This is a genomic window from Stenotrophomonas sp. ATCM1_4 (assembly GCF_004348115.1).
Classification (GTDB): Bacteria; Pseudomonadota; Gammaproteobacteria; order Xanthomonadales; family Xanthomonadaceae; genus Stenotrophomonas; species Stenotrophomonas capsici.
On record NZ_QPFB01000001.1, the window covers coordinates 971253 to 987419 of the forward strand.

Sequence of the window (16167 nt, forward strand, 5' to 3'; positions counted from 1 at the left end):
CGCTTGCTCTCATGACTTCATGCACATGGGAGACCGCAATGGACACTGAAGTACTGAGCGTTCCGCACCTGGATATCGAGCGCTACCTCGGCCTCTGGTTCGAGATCGCGCGCAAGCCGATGCGCCACGAGGATGTGGGCGCGCGCGACATCACCGCGGACTACTCGTTGAACGAGGACGGCTCGATCCGCGTGGTCAACTCCTGCATCAACGAAAAGCGCGAGCTGGAGCAGTCGGTGGGCACGGCACGCGCGGTGGACGAGAGCAATGCGCGGCTGGAGGTGAGCTTCCTGCCCGAGGCATTGCAATGGGTGCCGTTCACCAAGGGCGACTACTGGGTGCTGAAGATCGACGCGGACTACCAGACCGCGCTGGTCGGTGAGCCGTCACGGAACTACCTGTGGCTGCTGCACCGGCAGGGCCACATGGAGCGCAGCGTCGCCGAGGAATGGCTGAATGTGGCGCGCATGCAGGGTTATGACCTGTCCGACCTGATCTGGCCGGAGCAATCCGGTGCGGTCTATCCGCCGACGTCGGCCTGAGTCCCGCACCGGAGCAGGTAGCCATGAAACGTCGTCGCCTTCTGTCCAAGAGGAACATAGCCATCATCGGCGCGATCGTCATCATCCTTGCGCTGATCATCAGCATCCCGCCGTGGTAGTGGCGATGTACATGATTGTCATCGGCGCATGAGCAACCGATGTGCCGCTGATGCGGCTGGTTAACCCGCGCAGGCGGATGCTGGACCTGGAGCTGACCTGCTCCGTCAAAGGAGAAATCCATGAAACGAGCACTACTCAGCCGTTGGGCCCTGCTGGCTGCATTGCCGCTGTGTGCCTCGGCCGCCATCGTCAGCGCCGAGAACCCGCCGACCGAGCGCGAAGAGGCCAAGGCGGACTCGGAACAGCCGGGCAGCGATGCCTGGATCACGACTAAGGTGAAGGCGGACCTGTTGACGACCTCGAACGTTCCTGGCCTTGAGATCAAGGTGGAGACCATCAATGGCACGGTGAACCTGAGTGGCACGGTAAGCAGCCAACCCGAGAAGGAACGTGCCGTCGCGGTTGCGCGCGGTATCCAGGGTGTGAAGCAGGTGGATGCGACCGGCATCCGGGTCATGGGGGCACCGGCCCGCTGAGGATGATGGCGGGCAGCGGCGACGGGCCGCTGCCCGCAAGGGGCAGGGAAGGAGCGCATGGCGATGGGCGCAGGCCTTAGATATGTCAGTGACGACGCGCCGGGAATACGAAGGCTGCGTTGCGGGCGTGGGTTTCGCTACGTACACGCCAACGGCAAACCCGTGGTGCAGGCGGCCACGCTCGAACGCATACGTTCACTGGCCATACCGCCGGCCTACCGCGACGTGTGGATCTGCGCGGCTCCTGATGGCCATCTGCAGGCGACCGGTCGTGATGCCCGCGGACGCAAACAGTACCGTTACCACCCCGACTGGACCCGGCGGCGCAGCGCCGACAAGTTCGCGCACCTGGTGGAGTTCGGCACGGCGTTGCCACACTTGCGCCGCCAGGTGCGTGCCGACCTGCGGCTGCCCGGCTTGCCGCGCGAGAAAGTGCTGGCGCTGGTGATCGCGGTGATGGGGCGCACGTTGGCCCGGGTGGGCAATGACGCCTACGCCCGCGGCAATGGCTCGTATGGGTTGACGACGCTACGCAACCGACATCTGGGCCGATGCGCCGGAGGTGGTCTGTTGCTGGAGTTCACCGGGAAGTCCGGGCGCAGGCAGCGCCATGCAATCGATGACCCACAACTGGTGCGCCTGCTCCGCCGCTGCCAGGAACTTCCCGGTCAATCGTTGTTCCAGTACGTGGACGCGCAGGGAACGGCCGTGCCGATCGATTCGGGGGACATCAATCACTACCTGCGGCAGGCCATGGGAGGCGCGTTCAGCGCGAAAGACTTCCGAACCTGGGGCGGTACCGCCGCCGCCGCGTTCGAACTGGCGCGATACGCCGCCGACCCCGCTGCAGCGGCCACGGTGGAACGGCAGGTGATGGATGCGGTGGCGGCCGTGCTGGGCAATACCACGGCGGTCTGTCGCAGGGCCTATGTGGACCCCTGCGTGTTCGATGCCTGGCATGCGGGGGCATTGGAACCCCTGCGTACATTGCGGGGAGCGCGTGCCCGCGAAAGCGCGGTGCTGCGCATCCTGCGCGCGCATCACCGGAACGGGAAGGGCGCGGGGCGAACGCGCTGATCGCAGGCGCGAGCAGGGGGCTAGCTGCTCCAGGCATCGCCTACACGGTACGTTTACCTGTTTTCACCTTGCCGGCCGGTGCGCACGTGGAGAATTCCTTCCCGCTTGATCACGCGAGGAACAGCAGATGGCTATCTGCGATGTTTGTGGCAACAACTATGCACACTGCTTCACCGTGACCCAGGGTGAAGCAACCGGCACCTTCGATTCGTTCGAATGTGCCATCCATGCGATGGCACCGCGGTGCGCGCATTGCGGATGCGCGGTCATCGGGCACGGCGTGGAGGCAGCGGGCTCCGTCTTCTGCTGCGAGCACTGCGCACGTCCTGCTCAGCCCGCCTCGGCGTGAACGTCCCCCCGATTCTGCGCCATACCCGGAGCATTCACATATGAGCCCCGCAAAGAAGACCGGGCACAGTGCGGCGAAGAAGGCCGTCGGCAAGAACGCCGCCGCGACCACGGCCGCCCGCCAGCGCCAGTTGCAGGCGCGGACCGACAAGGCCGATGCACGTGCGGACAAGAAGCCGAAGCCACGCGCGGGTGTCCAGGCCGGGGTGCGCCACCAACCCGTGCGCATGCCAGCCCAGCATCTGCCCAAGCCCGGCGTGGAGGCGGAGCTGGAGTTGGCCCCGCGCTACCTGGCCTCGGCGTATCACGGCAGCGGCAAACTGCGCGGCATGCGCGCGATCATCACCGGGGGCGACTCCGGCATTGGTCGTGCGGTGGCGGTGTTGTTCGCGCGCGAAGGCGCCGACGTGGCATTGCTGTACCTGGACGAGCACCAGGACGCCGAAACGACCCGCGCACAGGTGGAGCGGGAGGGCGCGAGCTGCCTGGTTATCAGCGGCGACGTGCGTGACCCCGGCTTCTGCAGCGCTGCGGTCCGCCAGGTGGTCGCGGCGTATGGCGGGGTCGAGATCCTCGTCAACAACGCTGCCTTCCAGTTGCACTGTCACCGGCTGGAAGATCTTGGCGATGCCCAACTGCAGGAAACACTGCAGACCAATATCGCCGGTTACATCCACATGGCCAGGGCGGTGCTGCCGCACATGAAGGAGGGCGCCTGCATCCTCAACACCGGCTCGGAAACCGGCATCTTCGGCAGCCCATCGCTGATTGACTATTCCGCCACCAAGGGGGCTATCCATGCCTTCACCCGATCATTGGCGGCACAGTTGCTGGAACGCGGCATCCGCGTCAACTGCGTGGCGCCAGGGCCGGTGTGGACACCGCTCAATCCCGCGGACAAGGCGGCGGACGATGTGGCTGCGTTCGGCAAGGACAGCGACATGGGCCGGCCCGCGCAGCCGGAGGAGCTGTCGCCGGCCTATGTGTTCCTGGCGTCCCCGGTGACCGCGAGCTATATCAATGGCGTGATCCTGCCGGTGATGGGTGGCCCGCGCGGCTGAGCGTGGTGCGGTGATTGCTTGAAGAAAAAGGAAAGCCCCCGGGAGGGGGCTTTCCGCTCATCCAACGATCAGGTCCCAGTGCATCTCCGAGCCCTGGAACTTGTAGCGGTAGCCGTCGTAATCCACCTGGCGCGCGATGTTGCCGTGGTCGTCGACCAAGGTCCGCATCTGGATCTCCGAAGAGCGTCGATGCGCGATGCGAATGCCGTCGCTTGAACCCGGGCGAACCTGGGTGGGCTCGCTGGCGAGCAGTGTGACTGGCCGGCGCTCCCGGCCTGGGCCTTCAAGGTACATGGATACCGATCCCATGAGGCTGACTCCGTCAGTGTGTGGTTCGGACCCCCCGCTGGTTCATATCTAGAGGGCAACTGCCGGCTGAACAAGTCAGGGCTTCACACTTTGTGCCATCGGCATGGTCCTTCGGGGGCAATGATTCATGTTTGTCCGATCCTTGTGCATGAACATGCGGGGTTGGAGCCGTACACCGTCAATGCAGGGCATCATCACGCGGCTTGCCGGCGGTGATGCTGCTGATCTCATCGAGCAGCGCACGCAACTGGTCATGGAAGTACGCGCGGTCAGGCGCGGGGACGCGTGGCCGGATTCTATCGACTTCGCGCGCGACAAACACCGCGATGTCGCCGGAGCGGGCGTTGGCCAGCCTGTCGCGCGTACGCAGTGCGATGCCCTGCAGCCAATGGTCGATATCGTCACGGGTCAGCATTGTTTCCATCATGCAGTCCTGGCATGTCGCCGTCGCAGCAGATGAAAGCAGGGTACGCCGGTTTCCATGGCGCGCTCAGTCAGTGTGGTCAGCAGGACACGCCGGACATCTGGACATGCACGTAACATCTGCGGGCATTGCCTCTCCCCCTGATGAGACTCGGGCAGAAGGGTAGAACGATGTGTCATCTACCGCGGCGCAGATATCCGCGCGATGTAACGATGTCTTAATCGTCGCGACGATAGGCTTGCTTCACCAGCTATGCGACCTTCTGTCTTCACGCCTGCAGGGTGAAGTCAGAAGGCGCTAGTTGGACCAGAGCTTGAACGCCTTGCCACGCAGGCGTGGCGTACCCGGTGTGCATGCGTCGCCGGCTTCGCGGTGGCGGCCGCCACTATCGTTGGCGGCGTAGCACGAAGTAGATCGGCAGGCCGGCGATGATCAGGCCGACGCCCCAGAGCAGGGCCTCGGTACCGATGCCGATGACCGCATACAGACTGAAGGCCAATGCGCCCGCGGCGACGACGCGCGACACCAGGCCGGTGCCACGCCATAGCCAGGCTGCCGCGCCAACCAGATAGGGCAGCAACGTTGCAGCGGTGGAGAGCAGCACCGAGAACTTGAACAGGTCCACCAGCGAACGGTTGTAGTTGCAGATGACCAGCACGGTGGCCAGCAGGCAGCTGACGATCACCCCGAATGCCGGCGCGCCACGCCGGGTTTCATGGGCAAAGGCACGCGGCAGCACGCCATCGCGCGCGGCGGCCATCGGCAGCTGTGCCGACAGCAACGTCCAGCCATTGAGCGCGCCCACGCAGGACACCGCCATCACCACGGCCAGCAGCATGCCGGCGGTCGGCCCCCACAACGCGGCGGCGGCATCGGCCATGGGCGCGCCGGAGTTGGCGAGCACGTCGGCCGGCAGCAGGCCGAGCACGGTGGTGCAGGCCAGCACGGTGGCGATGCCGGCAATGGCGGTGCCGGCCACGGTGGCGCGGGCGACGGTACGCGGCGCGTCATCGACCGATTCGGCCGGCACGGTCGCCGCTTCCAGCCCGATCATGGCCCACAACGTGAGGGCCACGGTGCTGGCGGCCACGCTGCCCAGCGACTCGGCCGTCGGGTTGAACGGAACGTAGTGGCTGGTATCGACGAACCACAGCGCGACCAGGCCGAACAGCAACAGCGGGACCACCTTCAGCACCGTGGTCAGCAGCTGCAGGCGACCGGCTTCGCGTACACCGAGCAGGTTCACGCCCGCGCACAGCCACAGCGCGACCAGACCGCAGCTGGCGGCGCGTACCGGGGTCGCGGTGAGTTGCGGGAAGATCGCCCCGATGCTGCCGGCGAAGGCCACCGCGATGGCGGCAATGGCGCACCACATCGAGATCCAATAGCTCCACGCCACCACGAAGCCTGGCAGTTCGCCGAAGGCGTTGCGCGCAAACACATACGGGCCACCGGTCTGCGGCCAGCGCCGGGCCAACCGGGCGAAGGTGACGGCCAGCAGCAGGGCGCCGCACAGGGTGATGCCCCAACCGACCAGGGTGGCGGCGCCGTACGGGGCGAGGGTGGCCGGCAACAGGAAGGTTCCCGAGCCGATCATGCTGCCCACGACCAGGGCAGTGGCGGACCAGAAGCCCAGCGGGCGGCGCGAATTCGTCATGACTACAGCAACGGCAAGGGCCCTGGCCACGTGCCGGAAGGCGGTGGGCGGGGCAGGAAGCAAGGGGTGTGGCCGGCCCGGACGGGCGGCGTGGCGGTGAATTATGACGGTTTGCCGACCGGAGCGCGAATTCCGGCCGCCACCAGTGACCTTTGGCCCTTTCCGGGTGCTTCGGCAGCACCGACGCTGCCGGTCTTGTACTTACCCTGGAAACCTTCCATGAAGCTGCGTCCCCTGGCGTTTGCCGTCTCGTTGTCCCTGGCCACCGTGCTGGCCGCCTGTTCTCCGTCCTCCGAGCCCAAGGCCGGCGAGACCGCCAGCCAGGCGCCGCAGGCCGACAAGGCCGCGCAGCTGAACCAGTTGTATGCCGACTACTGGGAAGGCGTGCTCAAGCAGAACCCGCTGCAGGCCACCTTCCAGGGCGACAACCGTTACAACGACCAGCTGCCGGACTTCGGCTCGGCGCAGTTCCGCGCGCAGAGCCATGACTTCACCACCGAGTGGCTGGGCAAGGTGGAGGCCGTGGGCGAGGCCGGCCTGAGCGGCCAGGACCTGCTGAGCTACCGCATCTTCGTGGAAGAGCAGAAGCAGTCGCTGGAAGGGGAGAAGTTCCCGTCCTGGATGATGCCGGTCAACCAGATGGGCTCGACCGTGAGCTATGCGGTGATGCTGGGCTCGGGCCAGGTCGCCCAGCCGTTCAAGACGGTGAAGGACTACGACAACTGGCTGGCGCGCGCGGCGCGTGTGCCGGTGCTGCTGGATACCGAGATCGCCAACATGCGCGAAGGCATGAAGGCCGGCGTGGTGCAGCCGCGCGTGCTGATGGAAAAGGTGGTGCCGCAGTTCGACGAGATCATCACCGCCAAGCCGGAGGACAGCCAGTTCTGGGGGCCGATCAAGTCGCTGCCGGCGGACTTCCCGCAGGCGGACAAGGAACGCTTGACCGCCGCGTTCCGCACCCTGATCGCCGACCAGCTGATGCCGGCGATCAAGAAGCAGCGTGACTTCATCGCCAACGAGTACCTGCCGGCGACCCGCGAAACGGTGGGCCTGGATTCCCTGCCGGACGGCAAGGCGTGGTACGCGTTCAATGCCAAGGAAAGCACCACCACCGCGCAGACCCCGGAGCAGATCCACGAGATCGGCCTGAGGGAAGTGGAGCGCATCCACGGCGAGATGCGCAAGGTGATGGAGGAGGTCGGCTTCAAGGGCTCGCTGCAGGACTTCTTCAAGTTCATGCAGAACGACAAGCAGTTCGAGTTCAAATCCGAGCCGGCGCTGCTGGAGCACTACCGTGGCCTGGAGGCGAAGATCAACGCCAACGTGCCCAAGCTGTTCTCGCTGACCCCGAAGGCGGGCTTCGAGATCCGCCCGATCGAGGCCTTCCGTGCCAAGTCGGCCGCCGGTGGCGAGTACATGCAGCCGAGCGAGGACGGCACGCGCCCGGGCATCTTCTACGTGAACACCTACGACCTGCCGACCCGCAAGACCTGGGACGCGGAGGACCTGTTCCTGCATGAGGCCATTCCGGGCCATCACTTCCAGCTGGCACTGCAGCAGGAGCTGAAGGACGTGCCGGCATTCCGCCGCTTCGGTGGCGAGACCGCCTTCATCGAGGGCTGGGGCCTGTATGCCGAGAGCCTGGGCAAGGACCTGGGCGTGTACACCGACCCGTACAGCTACTTCGGCCGCCTGCAGGGCGAGTTGTGGCGCGCGGTGCGCCTGGTGGTGGACACCGGCCTGCATTCCAAGGGCTGGACCCGCCAGCAGGTGCTGGACTACATGTTCACGAACTCCTCGGTGAGCGAGCCCGATGCCATCGCCGAGGCCGAGCGTTACATCGCATGGCCGGGCCAGGCGTTGGCCTACAAGACCGGCGAGCTGAAGATCCAGGAGCTGCGCAAGCGTGCGCAGGAGCAGTTGGGTGACAAGTTCGACATCCGCGAGTTCCATGCCGAAGTCCTGAAGGACGGCTCGGTGCCGCTGGATGTGCTCGATGCCAAGATCAACGATTGGATCGCGGCAAAGGCGAAGTAAGCCGGCGCTCCCCCTCTCCCGGCCGCGGGAGAGGGGCGAAGGTGGCCCCTGAAAACCAAACACAGCAGTTCAGCCGCCGCTACCTTCCCGGCAATCAGGCTGTGTCAAAGTACGTGGCATCCCCTTGAGTCCTTCCTGGCGGCCTGACGGCGGGCGAAGCCTGCATCGCGGTTGTCGCAATCAATGATGACGCTCCTTGTTTCCCTGATCCTGCCGTTGCTGGCGCTGTGGTTGTGGCTGCCGGTCAACGCGCTCAGCAGGCGGCAGCGCCGTTGGCGCATTTCCCTGACCATGGGGCTGGCCTTCGTCGGACTTGGCTTCGCCACGCTGTGGCGGCTGGACTGGCTCGCGTACGAGGTGGTGGCCTGGGTCCAGCTGGTGTTCGGCTGGGTGCTGGTGATGTTCGTGCTGCTGTTGGCCTTCCTGCTGCTGCGCACGCTGGGCTGGCTGGCCAGTCGCCTGCTCGCGCGCACGTCGACGTTGGCCACGGTCTGGCACGGGGCGCGGTTGAACGACGTTGCCGCGGTCGCCATCGTCCTGCTGGCCAGTTGGGGCATTGCCAACGGCCTGCGTCCGCCCAAGGTGCAGGAACGCGACCTGGTCGTGCCGAACCTGCCCGCGGAGCTGGACGGGGTGCGGGTGGCGGTGCTGGCGGACCTGCATATCAGCCCGGTGAAGCGCGCCTGGCGGACCCAGCGCATCGTCGACGAGGTGCTGGCCGCCACGCCCGACCTGATCGTGCTGCCGGGCGACATGGCCGACGGCGGCCTGGAGGCGTCGGGTCGGTTCGCTGCGCCATTGGCGCAGTTGAAGGCGCCGTATGGGGTGTGGCTGGCCCCGGGCAACCACGAGTACTACTACGACTACACCGCATGGATGGCCCACTTCCGGCGGATGGGGCTGGGCGTGCTGGAGAACCAGACCGCGAAGCTGTCCATCCATGGCCGCACCCTGGCGATCTCCGGCATTGGCGATCTGGCCGCGTTGAAACCCCGTCCCTATGTGCGCGGCGGCATGGCGCCGGACCTGTCGAAGGTGATCGCGGGCGCGCAGGGCAGCGACGTGCACATCCTGCTCGCCCACCAGCCCAAGCAGGCGCGCAATGCGTCCAGGAGCGGGGCGGTGGACCTGCAGATCTCCGGCCATACGCACGGCGGTCATCTGCTGGGCTTCGACCGCCTTGTGGTGGCACCGTTCAATGATGGCTATGTGCGGGGCGAGTACAAGGTGCGCGACATGACCCTGTTCGTCAGCGCCGGCGCCGGGCAATGGGACGGTTTCACCGCGCGGCTGGGGGTGTCTTCCAGCATCGACGTGCTGGTGTTGCGCACGCGATAGCAGCCTGGCGCGGCGGCCTGCCGTGGATGGATCAGTCGTTCTTCTTTTCGGGCATGAGGTGGGGCAGGGCACTGACCACGGCCAGCGCGGCCAAGGTGGTGAAACCGGCTGCCAGGTACATGCCCATGCCCGCGGCCATGCCGATGGCCGAGGTCATCCAGATGCCTGCGGCCGTGGTCAACCCCTGGATGCGTTCTTCGTTGTCCAGCTTGAGGATGGCGCCGGCGCCCAGGAAGCCGATGCCGGAGACGATGCCCTGCATGACCCGGGTGACGTCGCCGGGCGCAACGCCCATCTGCAGCGGCGCCAGGACGAACAGCGCCGAACCCACCGAAACCAGGATGTGCGTCTTCAACCCGGCGGCACGTCCCTTGCTCTCGCGCTCCAGTCCCAGCGCGCCGCCGAGCGCGATGGCCGTCAACAGGCGGGCGCCGACCACGGTGAGGGTTTCGGCGTCGGGCAGTGAAAACTCATTGGCCAGGGTCTGGCTGACCGCGAATGGACTGATCATGCGTCGATGCCTCCAGCGACCGGCAGACGGGGCTTCCGCGTCATCGGTACCCTAGCAGCCCCGCGCGTGCGCCGGCGTGAGGCCATGACGCCCGGCGACACATGCGAAAACGGCCCCACCGGGACCGTTTTCCTGTCCAGCGGCAACGCGGTATCAGAGCGTGATCTGCTCGAAGTTCTCGACCCGCGCATGGCCGTGCGTCGCTTCGCCGGTGCGTGGCAGCAGATAGTCGCTGAGCCGGTCGACCAGTACGGTCTGTAGCCCGGCCTCGCGCGCGGCGTCGAGTTCTTCGACCACGTCGGACAGGAACAGGATGTCCTGCGGCGCGATGCCGATGGCCTTGGCGATGTGCGCATAGCTCGGGGCCTCGCGCTTGCCGCCGACCTCGGTATCGAAGTTGCCGGAGAACAGTCCATTGAGGTCGCCGGCATCGCTGAAGCCGAAGAACAGCCTCTGCGCCGGTACCGAGCCGGAGGAATACACGTACAGCGGCAGGCCGCTTGCGTGCCAGCCGCGCAGGACGGCCGCCACTTCCGGGTACAGGTGGGCGGTGTAGTCACCGTTGCGGTAGCCCGCGTCCCAGATCATGCCCTGCAGTGCCTTGAGCGCGGTGTGCTTGCGGTCCTGGTCGATCCAGCCCTGCAGGGTTTCCACGATCACCGCGTCCTGGCAGGCGCCGGCGGCGATCTCGGTGGCCACCGCATCCAGCCACTGGCGCACCTGCGGTTCGTTGCCGTGGCTGCGGACGAATTCCGGCAGGGCGTTGCGTGCGTACGGGAACAGCACTTCCTTGACGAAGGAGATGCTGGAGGTGGTTCCCTCGATGTCGGTGAGGATGGCTTTGATGGTCATGGACGGGGTGTTCCTGCGCCGGGCTGGCCGGGTGCTGGCGGGTTTACGGTCGGGTCGTCGGGGAGGGCTTGCCCGCCAGGGGCTGCCTCACCCCGACTCCTCTGCCGCAGGCGGAAGAGGAGTTGAAGAGCAGATCAGGCCGCGCTGGGCTCATAGCGCGGGAAGCGCTGGGCGATGTCGGTGCCGGTGAAGTGACCGACCCAGCCGTCCGGCTCGGTGAAGAAGCGGATGGCGGCGAAGCTGGGTTCCTCGCCCATGTCGAACCAGTGGGTGACGCCGTCCGGGACCGAGATCAGGTCGTCCTTCACGCATTCCACTTCGTAGACCTTCTCGCCCACGTGCAGGGTGAACAGGCCCGAGCCGGCGACGAAGAAACGGACTTCGTCTTCCTTGTGGTAGTGCTCGTCGAGGAATTTCCTGCGGATCTCGGCGCGGTTGGGGTTGTCCGGGGCGATCGAGGCCACGTCCACGCTCTTGAAGCCATGCGCGGCGACGAGGCGGTCGATGTCCTCGCGGTAAGCGGCGAACACCTCGTCCTGGCTCGCGCCCGGGGCAACCGGGTGCTTGGCCTGCCAGCGCTCGAAGGTGACGCCGATGTGCTTCAGTTCGGCAGCGATGACCGCGCCGTCGCGGCTGTCCAGCAGCGGGGTGTCCGGGGCGGTGTCGTTGAAGATGCGCAGTCGGCTCATGGCCAGGGACTCCTCGAGTGGGGGAGGGGAGCATACCCGCACGGGCCGGCGCGGGCCCATGCGGAGGGGTAATCAGGAAATGGCGCGCAGCTTGCGCAGTTCAAGTTCGCAATGCAGCAGGAACTCGAAGGCTTCCAGGTGGCGGCGGGCTTCGGCCATGTCGCGGCCCCAGGCATACAGGCCGTGGCCATCGATCAGGTAGCCCCACATCGGGCCCTTGTCCAGCTCGGCCTCGACCTGGGCGGCCAGCACGTCCATGTCCTGGGTGTTGGGGAACACCTTCAGGTCGACGGCGGTCTCGTGGGTGGAATTGCCATGCAGCGCCTTGAGCAGCTCATAGCCTTCCAGGCGGATGTGGCCCTGGCCGCCGAACAGGCGCGAGGCGATGGTCTGGGTCGGGGAGTGGGTGTGCAGCACGCAACCGACGTCCGGGAAGCGGGCGTAGAGCTGGGTATGCAGCAGGGTTTCGGCGGACGGACGCAATGGGCGGCCCACTGCCTTGCCGGCCAGGTCCACGACCATGATGTCGCTTTCGATCAGCCGCCCCTTGTCCTTGCCGGACACGGTGATGGCGGCGTGCTGGTCGTCCAGCCGGTGCGAGAAGTTGCTGCTGGTGGCAGGCGTCCAGCCGGCCTGGGCCAGTTCGTGGATGTTGTCGATCAGCAACTGGGCCAGTTGGCTCAGCCGCTCGCTGTCGTAGGGGACGGAAGGCGCGTTCATGGGGCGCATTCTACTAAGCCGGGGGCGCTCTTAGGGGCTGCGGCGCGATGGGCTCGTGGCCTGGGAGGTGCCCTGTGCCCACGATCCAGTACGCCGGCGCGACTGCGTTCCGGCTGATCCCGGGTGTGTTTGGCGTGCCCGGGCGGTGCGTGGCGTCGGGCAGGGAAAAGCCCGGGTGTTTCCACCCGGGCTTGGAGGGCCGTTGGTGCCGCCGCCGGCTCAGCCGTTGCGGCCGCGCAGCTTGCTGTGGCGCATGCCGTAGGCGAAGTAGATGATGAAGCCGGTGGCGGTCCACAAGCCCATCAGCATCCAGTTGTGCAGGGTCATCGCGGTCAACAGGGCGATGCAGCTGAGCACGCCGAGGCTGCAGATCAACCAGGCCATCGGGATGCGGAACGGGCGCGGCAGGTCTGGCTGGGTGCGGCGCAGGACCAGCACGCCGGCGCAGACCGCGGCGAAGGCGATCAGGGTGCCCATCGAGGTCAGCTCGCCGAGGATGTCCAGCGGGAACAGCGCGGCGAGCAGGGCGATGCCGATGCCGGTGATCACCGTGTTGATGTGCGGGGTGCGGTACTTCGGGTGGATCTTGGTGAACACCGGCGGCAGCAGGCCGTCGCGGCCCATGATCATGAAGATGCGCGGCTGGCCGATCACCATCACCAGCACCACCGAGGACAGGCCGATCAAGGCACCGACCTCGACGATGATGCGCAGCCAGTCCAGCTGCGGATGTGCGGCCACCGCGGTCACCACCGGCTCGGCGGTGCCCAGCAGCTTGTACGGGACCAGGCCGGTCATCACCGCCGCCATGGCGATGTACAGCACGGTGCAGATCACCAGCGACAGCAGCATGCCGATCGGCAGGTCGCGCTGCGGGCGGTGCGATTCCTGGGCGGCCACCGAGACCGCCTCGAAGCCGATGTAGGCAAAGAACACCATCGCCGCGCCGCGCAGCACGCCGTCGAAGCCGTACTTGCCCGGGCCCTCGTTGGCGGGGATGAACGGGGTCCAGTTGGACGGGTCCACGTACTTCCAGCCGGCGAAGATGACCAGCAGGATCAGGCCGGTCTTGAGGATGACCATGGCCATGTTCATCGCCGAGGACTTGCTGATGCCCACGTAGCACAGCCAGGTCAGCAGCAGCACCAGCACGGCGGCGGGGATGTTAGCGATGGCACCGGTCGGGCGCAGCTGGGCATCCAGTGGTGCATTGACCAGCGCCGCTGGCAGGTAGATGTCGAAATGGCTGAGCAGGCTGAGGAAATAGCCGGTCCAGCTCACTGCCACCGCCGAGGCGGACACGCCGTACTCGAGCACCAGCATCCAGCCGATGAACCAGGCCGAGAGCTCGCCGAAGGTGGCGTAGGTATAGGTGTAGGCGCTGCCGGAGACCGGCACCATCGAGGCGAATTCGGCGTAGGCCATCGCGCAGAACGCGCAGCACACCGCCGCCAGCACGAAGGACAGCATGATCGCCGGGCCGGCGTGGTTGGCCGCGGCCTGGCCGGTGATGACGAAGATGCCGCCGCCGATCACCGCGCCGATGCCCAGCGCGGTGAGGCCCCACGGGCCGAGGGTGCGCTTCAGGCTCAGGCCATTGGCCTCTTCGTGCGCGGCGTGCGGGTGTTTGGTCGCCCAGAGTTGCTTGAACATGTTTCGGGTCTTCGCTCGTCGTTGCGCAGCGGGGAGGCGCAGGGAAACGCCGGCGCACAAGGCGCCGGCATGAAGGGAATCAGGCGTTGTCGTTGAGTTTGCTGTGGCGCATGCCGTAGCCGAAGTAGATCAGCAGGCCCAGCACGGTCCAACCGACGAACAGGTGCCAATGCACCACGAATGCCTGCAGGAACAGGGCGACGCAGGCGATGGCGCCGAGCGGGCAGATCAGCCACGGCAGCGGCACCTTGAACGGACGGGTGATGTCCGGCTTGGTGTAGCGCAGGACCAACACGCCGATGCAGACGGTGGCGAAGGCCAGCAGGGTGCCCATCGACACCAGCTCGCCGAGCACGTTGAGCGGGATCAGGCCGGCCAGCGCTGCCGCCAGCACGCCGACCACCACGGTGCTGACATAGGGCGTGCGGAACCGCGGGTGGACCCGGCCGAACGCCTTGGGCAGCAGGCCGTCGCGGGAAATGGTGTAGGCGATGCGGGACTGGCCCATCATCATCACCAGCACCACCGAGGACAGGCCGGCGATGGCGCCGATCTCGACGAAGGTCTTCAGCCACATCAGCTTGGGATAGGCCTCCAGCGCGGTGGCCACCGGCTTGTCGGTCCCCAGCAGGGTGTAGTTCAACATGCCGGTCAGCACGGCGCAGACCACGATGTAGACGATGGTGCAGACCGCCAGCGAGCCGAGCAGGCCGATCGGCATGTTCTTCTGCGGGTCCTTGGTCTCGCCGGCGGCGGTGGAGACCGCGTCGAAGCCGATGTAGGCGAAGAACACGATGGTGGCCGCGCGGAACACGCCGCTCCAGCCGAACTCGCCGAAGGTGCCGGTGTTCTGCGGGATGAAGGGCTGCCAGTTGGCGGGATCGATGTATTGGATGCCGAAGCCGATGAACAGGCAGATCACGGTGATCTTGATCGCCACGATGATGGCGTTGACGAAGGTGGACTGGGTCACGCCGACGTAGAGCAGGCCGGTCACCGCCGCCACGATCAGCACGGCCGGCAGGTTGAACAGCTTGCCGGAGCTGACGAACTCGCTGCCCGTCCAGGCCAGCGGCGCGGCACTGAGCGCGTCGGGGAACGGCATGTGCAGGGTGGTGGTGATGAAGCTGATCAGGTAGGCCGACCAGCCAACCGCGACCGAGGCCGAAGCGAACAGGTACTCCAGCACCAGGCACCAGCCGATGAACCAGGCCATGCCCTCGCCAAGGGTGGCATAGGAGTAGGAATAGGCGCTGCCGGAGACCGGCATCATCGCCGCGAACTCGGCGTAGCACAGGCCGGCCAGGGCACAGGCCAGGCCGGCGATGACGAAGGACAGCATGATCGCCGGGCCGGCGTGGTTGGCGGCCGCCTGGCCGGTCAACACGAAGATGCCCGCGCCGATGACCGCTCCGATGCCGAGCATGATCAGGTGCTTGGCTGTGAGGGTGCGCTTGAGCGTGGCTTCGCCTTGGAGGCTGCCCTCGATCGGCTCGCCCGCATCGACATGTGCGGCCGGTTCGACCGGTTTGACCCTCAACAGTGTTTTGAGCATTCCGCTGGTTCCCGTACTGAGTGCTGGCCCGCCGACTGGAAGGGCGGGTCCGGTAGAGTGCGCCGAAAGCTGAACATTCGGCAACGCGCCTACCTTGCCAAAGGCGATGAAACTCGACAAGCGCAGGTGCAACATCGACAGCGATAATGGCCGCCGGCATCAACCCCACGAATGTGCTTACAGTCATGCATGAACAGGATCAGGCGCTGCGCCAGGCGCTGCAGGAATATGCGCGGACCGTCCCGCAGCAGGCGGAGGTGGTGCAATCGTTCCTGGCGCTGTTGGCCGACCAGGGGCCGGATCCTTTCTGCCGGGAGCGGCTGGCCGGGCACTTCACCGGCAGTGCCTGGCTGGTCAGCGCCGACGGCCAACGGGTACTGCTGACCCACCACCGCAAGCTTGCACGGTGGCTGCAACTGGGCGGGCACGCCGATGGCGACCACGACCTGGCGGCCGTGGCACTGCGCGAGGCGCAGGAGGAATCGGGGCTGCCCGGCCTGAGCTTGGGGTCAACGGGGATCTATGACCTGGACAGGCACTGGATCCCGGCGCGGGGCGAGGTCCCCGGGCATTGGCATTACGACGTCCGCTACGTGGTGCAGGCGGGGGCGGACGAGCGCTTCGCGGTCAGCGAGGAGTCGCTGGACCTGGCCTGGTGCACGGTGCATGAGGTCGCCGGGCAGGACGATGCGTCCCTGCGGCGCATGGCGCAACGCTGGTTGGCGCGGTCAACGCCCCGGTAGGAGCGCCTTCAGGCGCGAAGCCGGAATGAGATCCGATGGCGCGCGGGTTGATTGC

The 16167-nt window shown here is 66.5% G+C and carries 15 protein-coding genes; 7 read left to right on the forward strand and 8 right to left on the reverse strand.

Annotated elements, in window-relative coordinates:
* Window positions 1-38: 38 nt before the first annotated feature.
* From ATCM_RS04685 to ATCM_RS04705, 4 genes are all read left to right on the forward strand, one after another.
* Window positions 39-542, forward strand: a complete 504-nt coding sequence (locus ATCM_RS04685) for a lipocalin family protein (RefSeq protein ID WP_132863087.1) — start codon at window positions 39-41, stop codon at window positions 540-542.
* A gap of 239 nt (window positions 543-781) precedes the next feature.
* Window positions 782-1138 carry a BON domain-containing protein gene (locus ATCM_RS04690; RefSeq protein WP_132863088.1) on the forward strand — a complete coding sequence of 119 codons (357 nt, stop codon included), beginning with the start codon at window positions 782-784 and terminating at the stop codon, window positions 1136-1138.
* A gap of 63 nt (window positions 1139-1201) precedes the next feature.
* Window positions 1202-2215 (forward strand): DNA topoisomerase IB, encoded by a 1014-nt coding sequence (locus ATCM_RS04695; protein WP_343145379.1) that lies wholly within the window; start codon window positions 1202-1204, stop codon window positions 2213-2215.
* Between the two features lie 389 nt (window positions 2216-2604).
* Window positions 2605-3624, forward strand: coding sequence for an SDR family oxidoreductase (locus tag ATCM_RS04705; protein ID WP_132863091.1), 1020 nt, complete (start codon window positions 2605-2607; stop codon window positions 3622-3624).
* Between the two features lie 487 nt (window positions 3625-4111).
* Here ATCM_RS04705 and ATCM_RS04710 read toward each other — a convergent pair whose 3' ends face one another.
* Window positions 4112-4357 (reverse strand): hypothetical protein, encoded by a 246-nt coding sequence (locus ATCM_RS04710; RefSeq protein WP_132863092.1) that lies wholly within the window; start codon window positions 4355-4357, stop codon window positions 4112-4114.
* Between the two features lie 385 nt (window positions 4358-4742).
* Entirely contained in the window at window positions 4743-6014 is a 1272-nt protein-coding gene (locus ATCM_RS04715; RefSeq protein ID WP_243693957.1) for an amino acid permease, read from the reverse strand.
* A gap of 219 nt (window positions 6015-6233) precedes the next feature.
* Between ATCM_RS04715 and ATCM_RS04720 the strand changes: the two genes are divergently transcribed.
* Window positions 6234-8051, forward strand: coding sequence for a DUF885 family protein (locus tag ATCM_RS04720; RefSeq protein WP_132863093.1), 1818 nt, complete (start codon window positions 6234-6236; stop codon window positions 8049-8051).
* Window positions 8052-8237: 186 nt separating this feature from the next.
* Entirely contained in the window at window positions 8238-9389 is a 1152-nt protein-coding gene (locus tag ATCM_RS04725; protein WP_132863094.1) for a metallophosphoesterase, read from the forward strand.
* Window positions 9390-9420: 31 nt separating this feature from the next.
* Here the strand turns inward: ATCM_RS04725 and ATCM_RS04730 are convergent, their stop codons facing one another.
* From ATCM_RS04730 to ATCM_RS04755, 6 genes are all read right to left on the reverse strand, one after another.
* Window positions 9421-9900: an MgtC/SapB family protein gene (locus ATCM_RS04730; protein ID WP_132863095.1), complete on the reverse strand. Its 480-nt coding sequence runs from the start codon at window positions 9898-9900 to the stop codon at window positions 9421-9423.
* Between the two features lie 153 nt (window positions 9901-10053).
* Complete coding sequence (mtnC, locus tag ATCM_RS04735; protein ID WP_132863096.1) at window positions 10054-10752, reverse strand: acireductone synthase; 699 nt, start codon at window positions 10750-10752, stop codon at window positions 10054-10056.
* A 134-nt stretch (window positions 10753-10886) separates the two neighbouring features.
* Window positions 10887-11441: an acireductone dioxygenase gene (locus ATCM_RS04740; protein WP_132863097.1), complete on the reverse strand. Its 555-nt coding sequence runs from the start codon at window positions 11439-11441 to the stop codon at window positions 10887-10889.
* Between the two features lie 72 nt (window positions 11442-11513).
* A complete protein-coding gene (locus ATCM_RS04745; RefSeq protein ID WP_132863098.1) occupies window positions 11514-12161 on the reverse strand; it encodes a methylthioribulose 1-phosphate dehydratase in 648 nt (215 codons plus the stop codon).
* 219 nt (window positions 12162-12380) lie between these two features.
* Window positions 12381-13814, reverse strand: a complete 1434-nt coding sequence (locus ATCM_RS04750) for an amino acid permease (protein WP_132863099.1) — start codon at window positions 13812-13814, stop codon at window positions 12381-12383.
* A 79-nt stretch (window positions 13815-13893) separates the two neighbouring features.
* Window positions 13894-15369 carry an amino acid permease gene (locus ATCM_RS04755; protein ID WP_132863100.1) on the reverse strand — a complete coding sequence of 492 codons (1476 nt, stop codon included), beginning with the start codon at window positions 15367-15369 and terminating at the stop codon, window positions 13894-13896.
* A 185-nt stretch (window positions 15370-15554) separates the two neighbouring features.
* Here ATCM_RS04755 and ATCM_RS04760 point away from each other — a divergent pair, with 185 nt between their 5' ends.
* On the forward strand, window positions 15555-16112 hold the full coding sequence (locus ATCM_RS04760; protein ID WP_132863101.1) for an NUDIX hydrolase: 558 nt from the start codon (window positions 15555-15557) through the stop codon (window positions 16110-16112).
* Window positions 16113-16167 lie beyond the last annotated feature (55 nt).

What these genes read in the sequence shown, in the direction of transcription:
- ATCM_RS04745 (WP_132863098.1), bottom strand. Translation starts at nt 12,161, where the DNA reads ATGAACGCGCCTTCCGTCCCCTACGACAGCGAGCGGCTGAGCCAACTG.
- ATCM_RS04710 (WP_132863092.1), bottom strand. Translation starts at nt 4,357, where the DNA reads ATGGAAACAATGCTGACCCGTGACGATATCGACCATTGGCTGCAGGGC.
- ATCM_RS04705 (WP_132863091.1), top strand. Translation starts at nt 2,605, where the DNA reads ATGAGCCCCGCAAAGAAGACCGGGCACAGTGCGGCGAAGAAGGCCGTC.
- ATCM_RS04695 (WP_343145379.1), top strand. Translation starts at nt 1,202, where the DNA reads ATGGGCGCAGGCCTTAGATATGTCAGTGACGACGCGCCGGGAATACGA.
- ATCM_RS04715 (WP_243693957.1), bottom strand. Translation starts at nt 6,014, where the DNA reads ATGACGAATTCGCGCCGCCCGCTGGGCTTCTGGTCCGCCACTGCCCTG.
- ATCM_RS04755 (WP_132863100.1), bottom strand. Translation starts at nt 15,369, where the DNA reads ATGCTCAAAACACTGTTGAGGGTCAAACCGGTCGAACCGGCCGCACAT.
- ATCM_RS04740 (WP_132863097.1), bottom strand. Translation starts at nt 11,441, where the DNA reads ATGAGCCGACTGCGCATCTTCAACGACACCGCCCCGGACACCCCGCTG.
- ATCM_RS04685 (WP_132863087.1), top strand. Translation starts at nt 39, where the DNA reads ATGGACACTGAAGTACTGAGCGTTCCGCACCTGGATATCGAGCGCTAC.
- ATCM_RS04730 (WP_132863095.1), bottom strand. Translation starts at nt 9,900, where the DNA reads ATGATCAGTCCATTCGCGGTCAGCCAGACCCTGGCCAATGAGTTTTCA.
- ATCM_RS04690 (WP_132863088.1), top strand. Translation starts at nt 782, where the DNA reads ATGAAACGAGCACTACTCAGCCGTTGGGCCCTGCTGGCTGCATTGCCG.
- ATCM_RS04720 (WP_132863093.1), top strand. Translation starts at nt 6,234, where the DNA reads ATGAAGCTGCGTCCCCTGGCGTTTGCCGTCTCGTTGTCCCTGGCCACC.
- ATCM_RS04725 (WP_132863094.1), top strand. Translation starts at nt 8,238, where the DNA reads ATGACGCTCCTTGTTTCCCTGATCCTGCCGTTGCTGGCGCTGTGGTTG.
- ATCM_RS04760 (WP_132863101.1), top strand. Translation starts at nt 15,555, where the DNA reads ATGCATGAACAGGATCAGGCGCTGCGCCAGGCGCTGCAGGAATATGCG.
- mtnC (WP_132863096.1), bottom strand. Translation starts at nt 10,752, where the DNA reads ATGACCATCAAAGCCATCCTCACCGACATCGAGGGAACCACCTCCAGC.
- ATCM_RS04750 (WP_132863099.1), bottom strand. Translation starts at nt 13,814, where the DNA reads ATGTTCAAGCAACTCTGGGCGACCAAACACCCGCACGCCGCGCACGAA.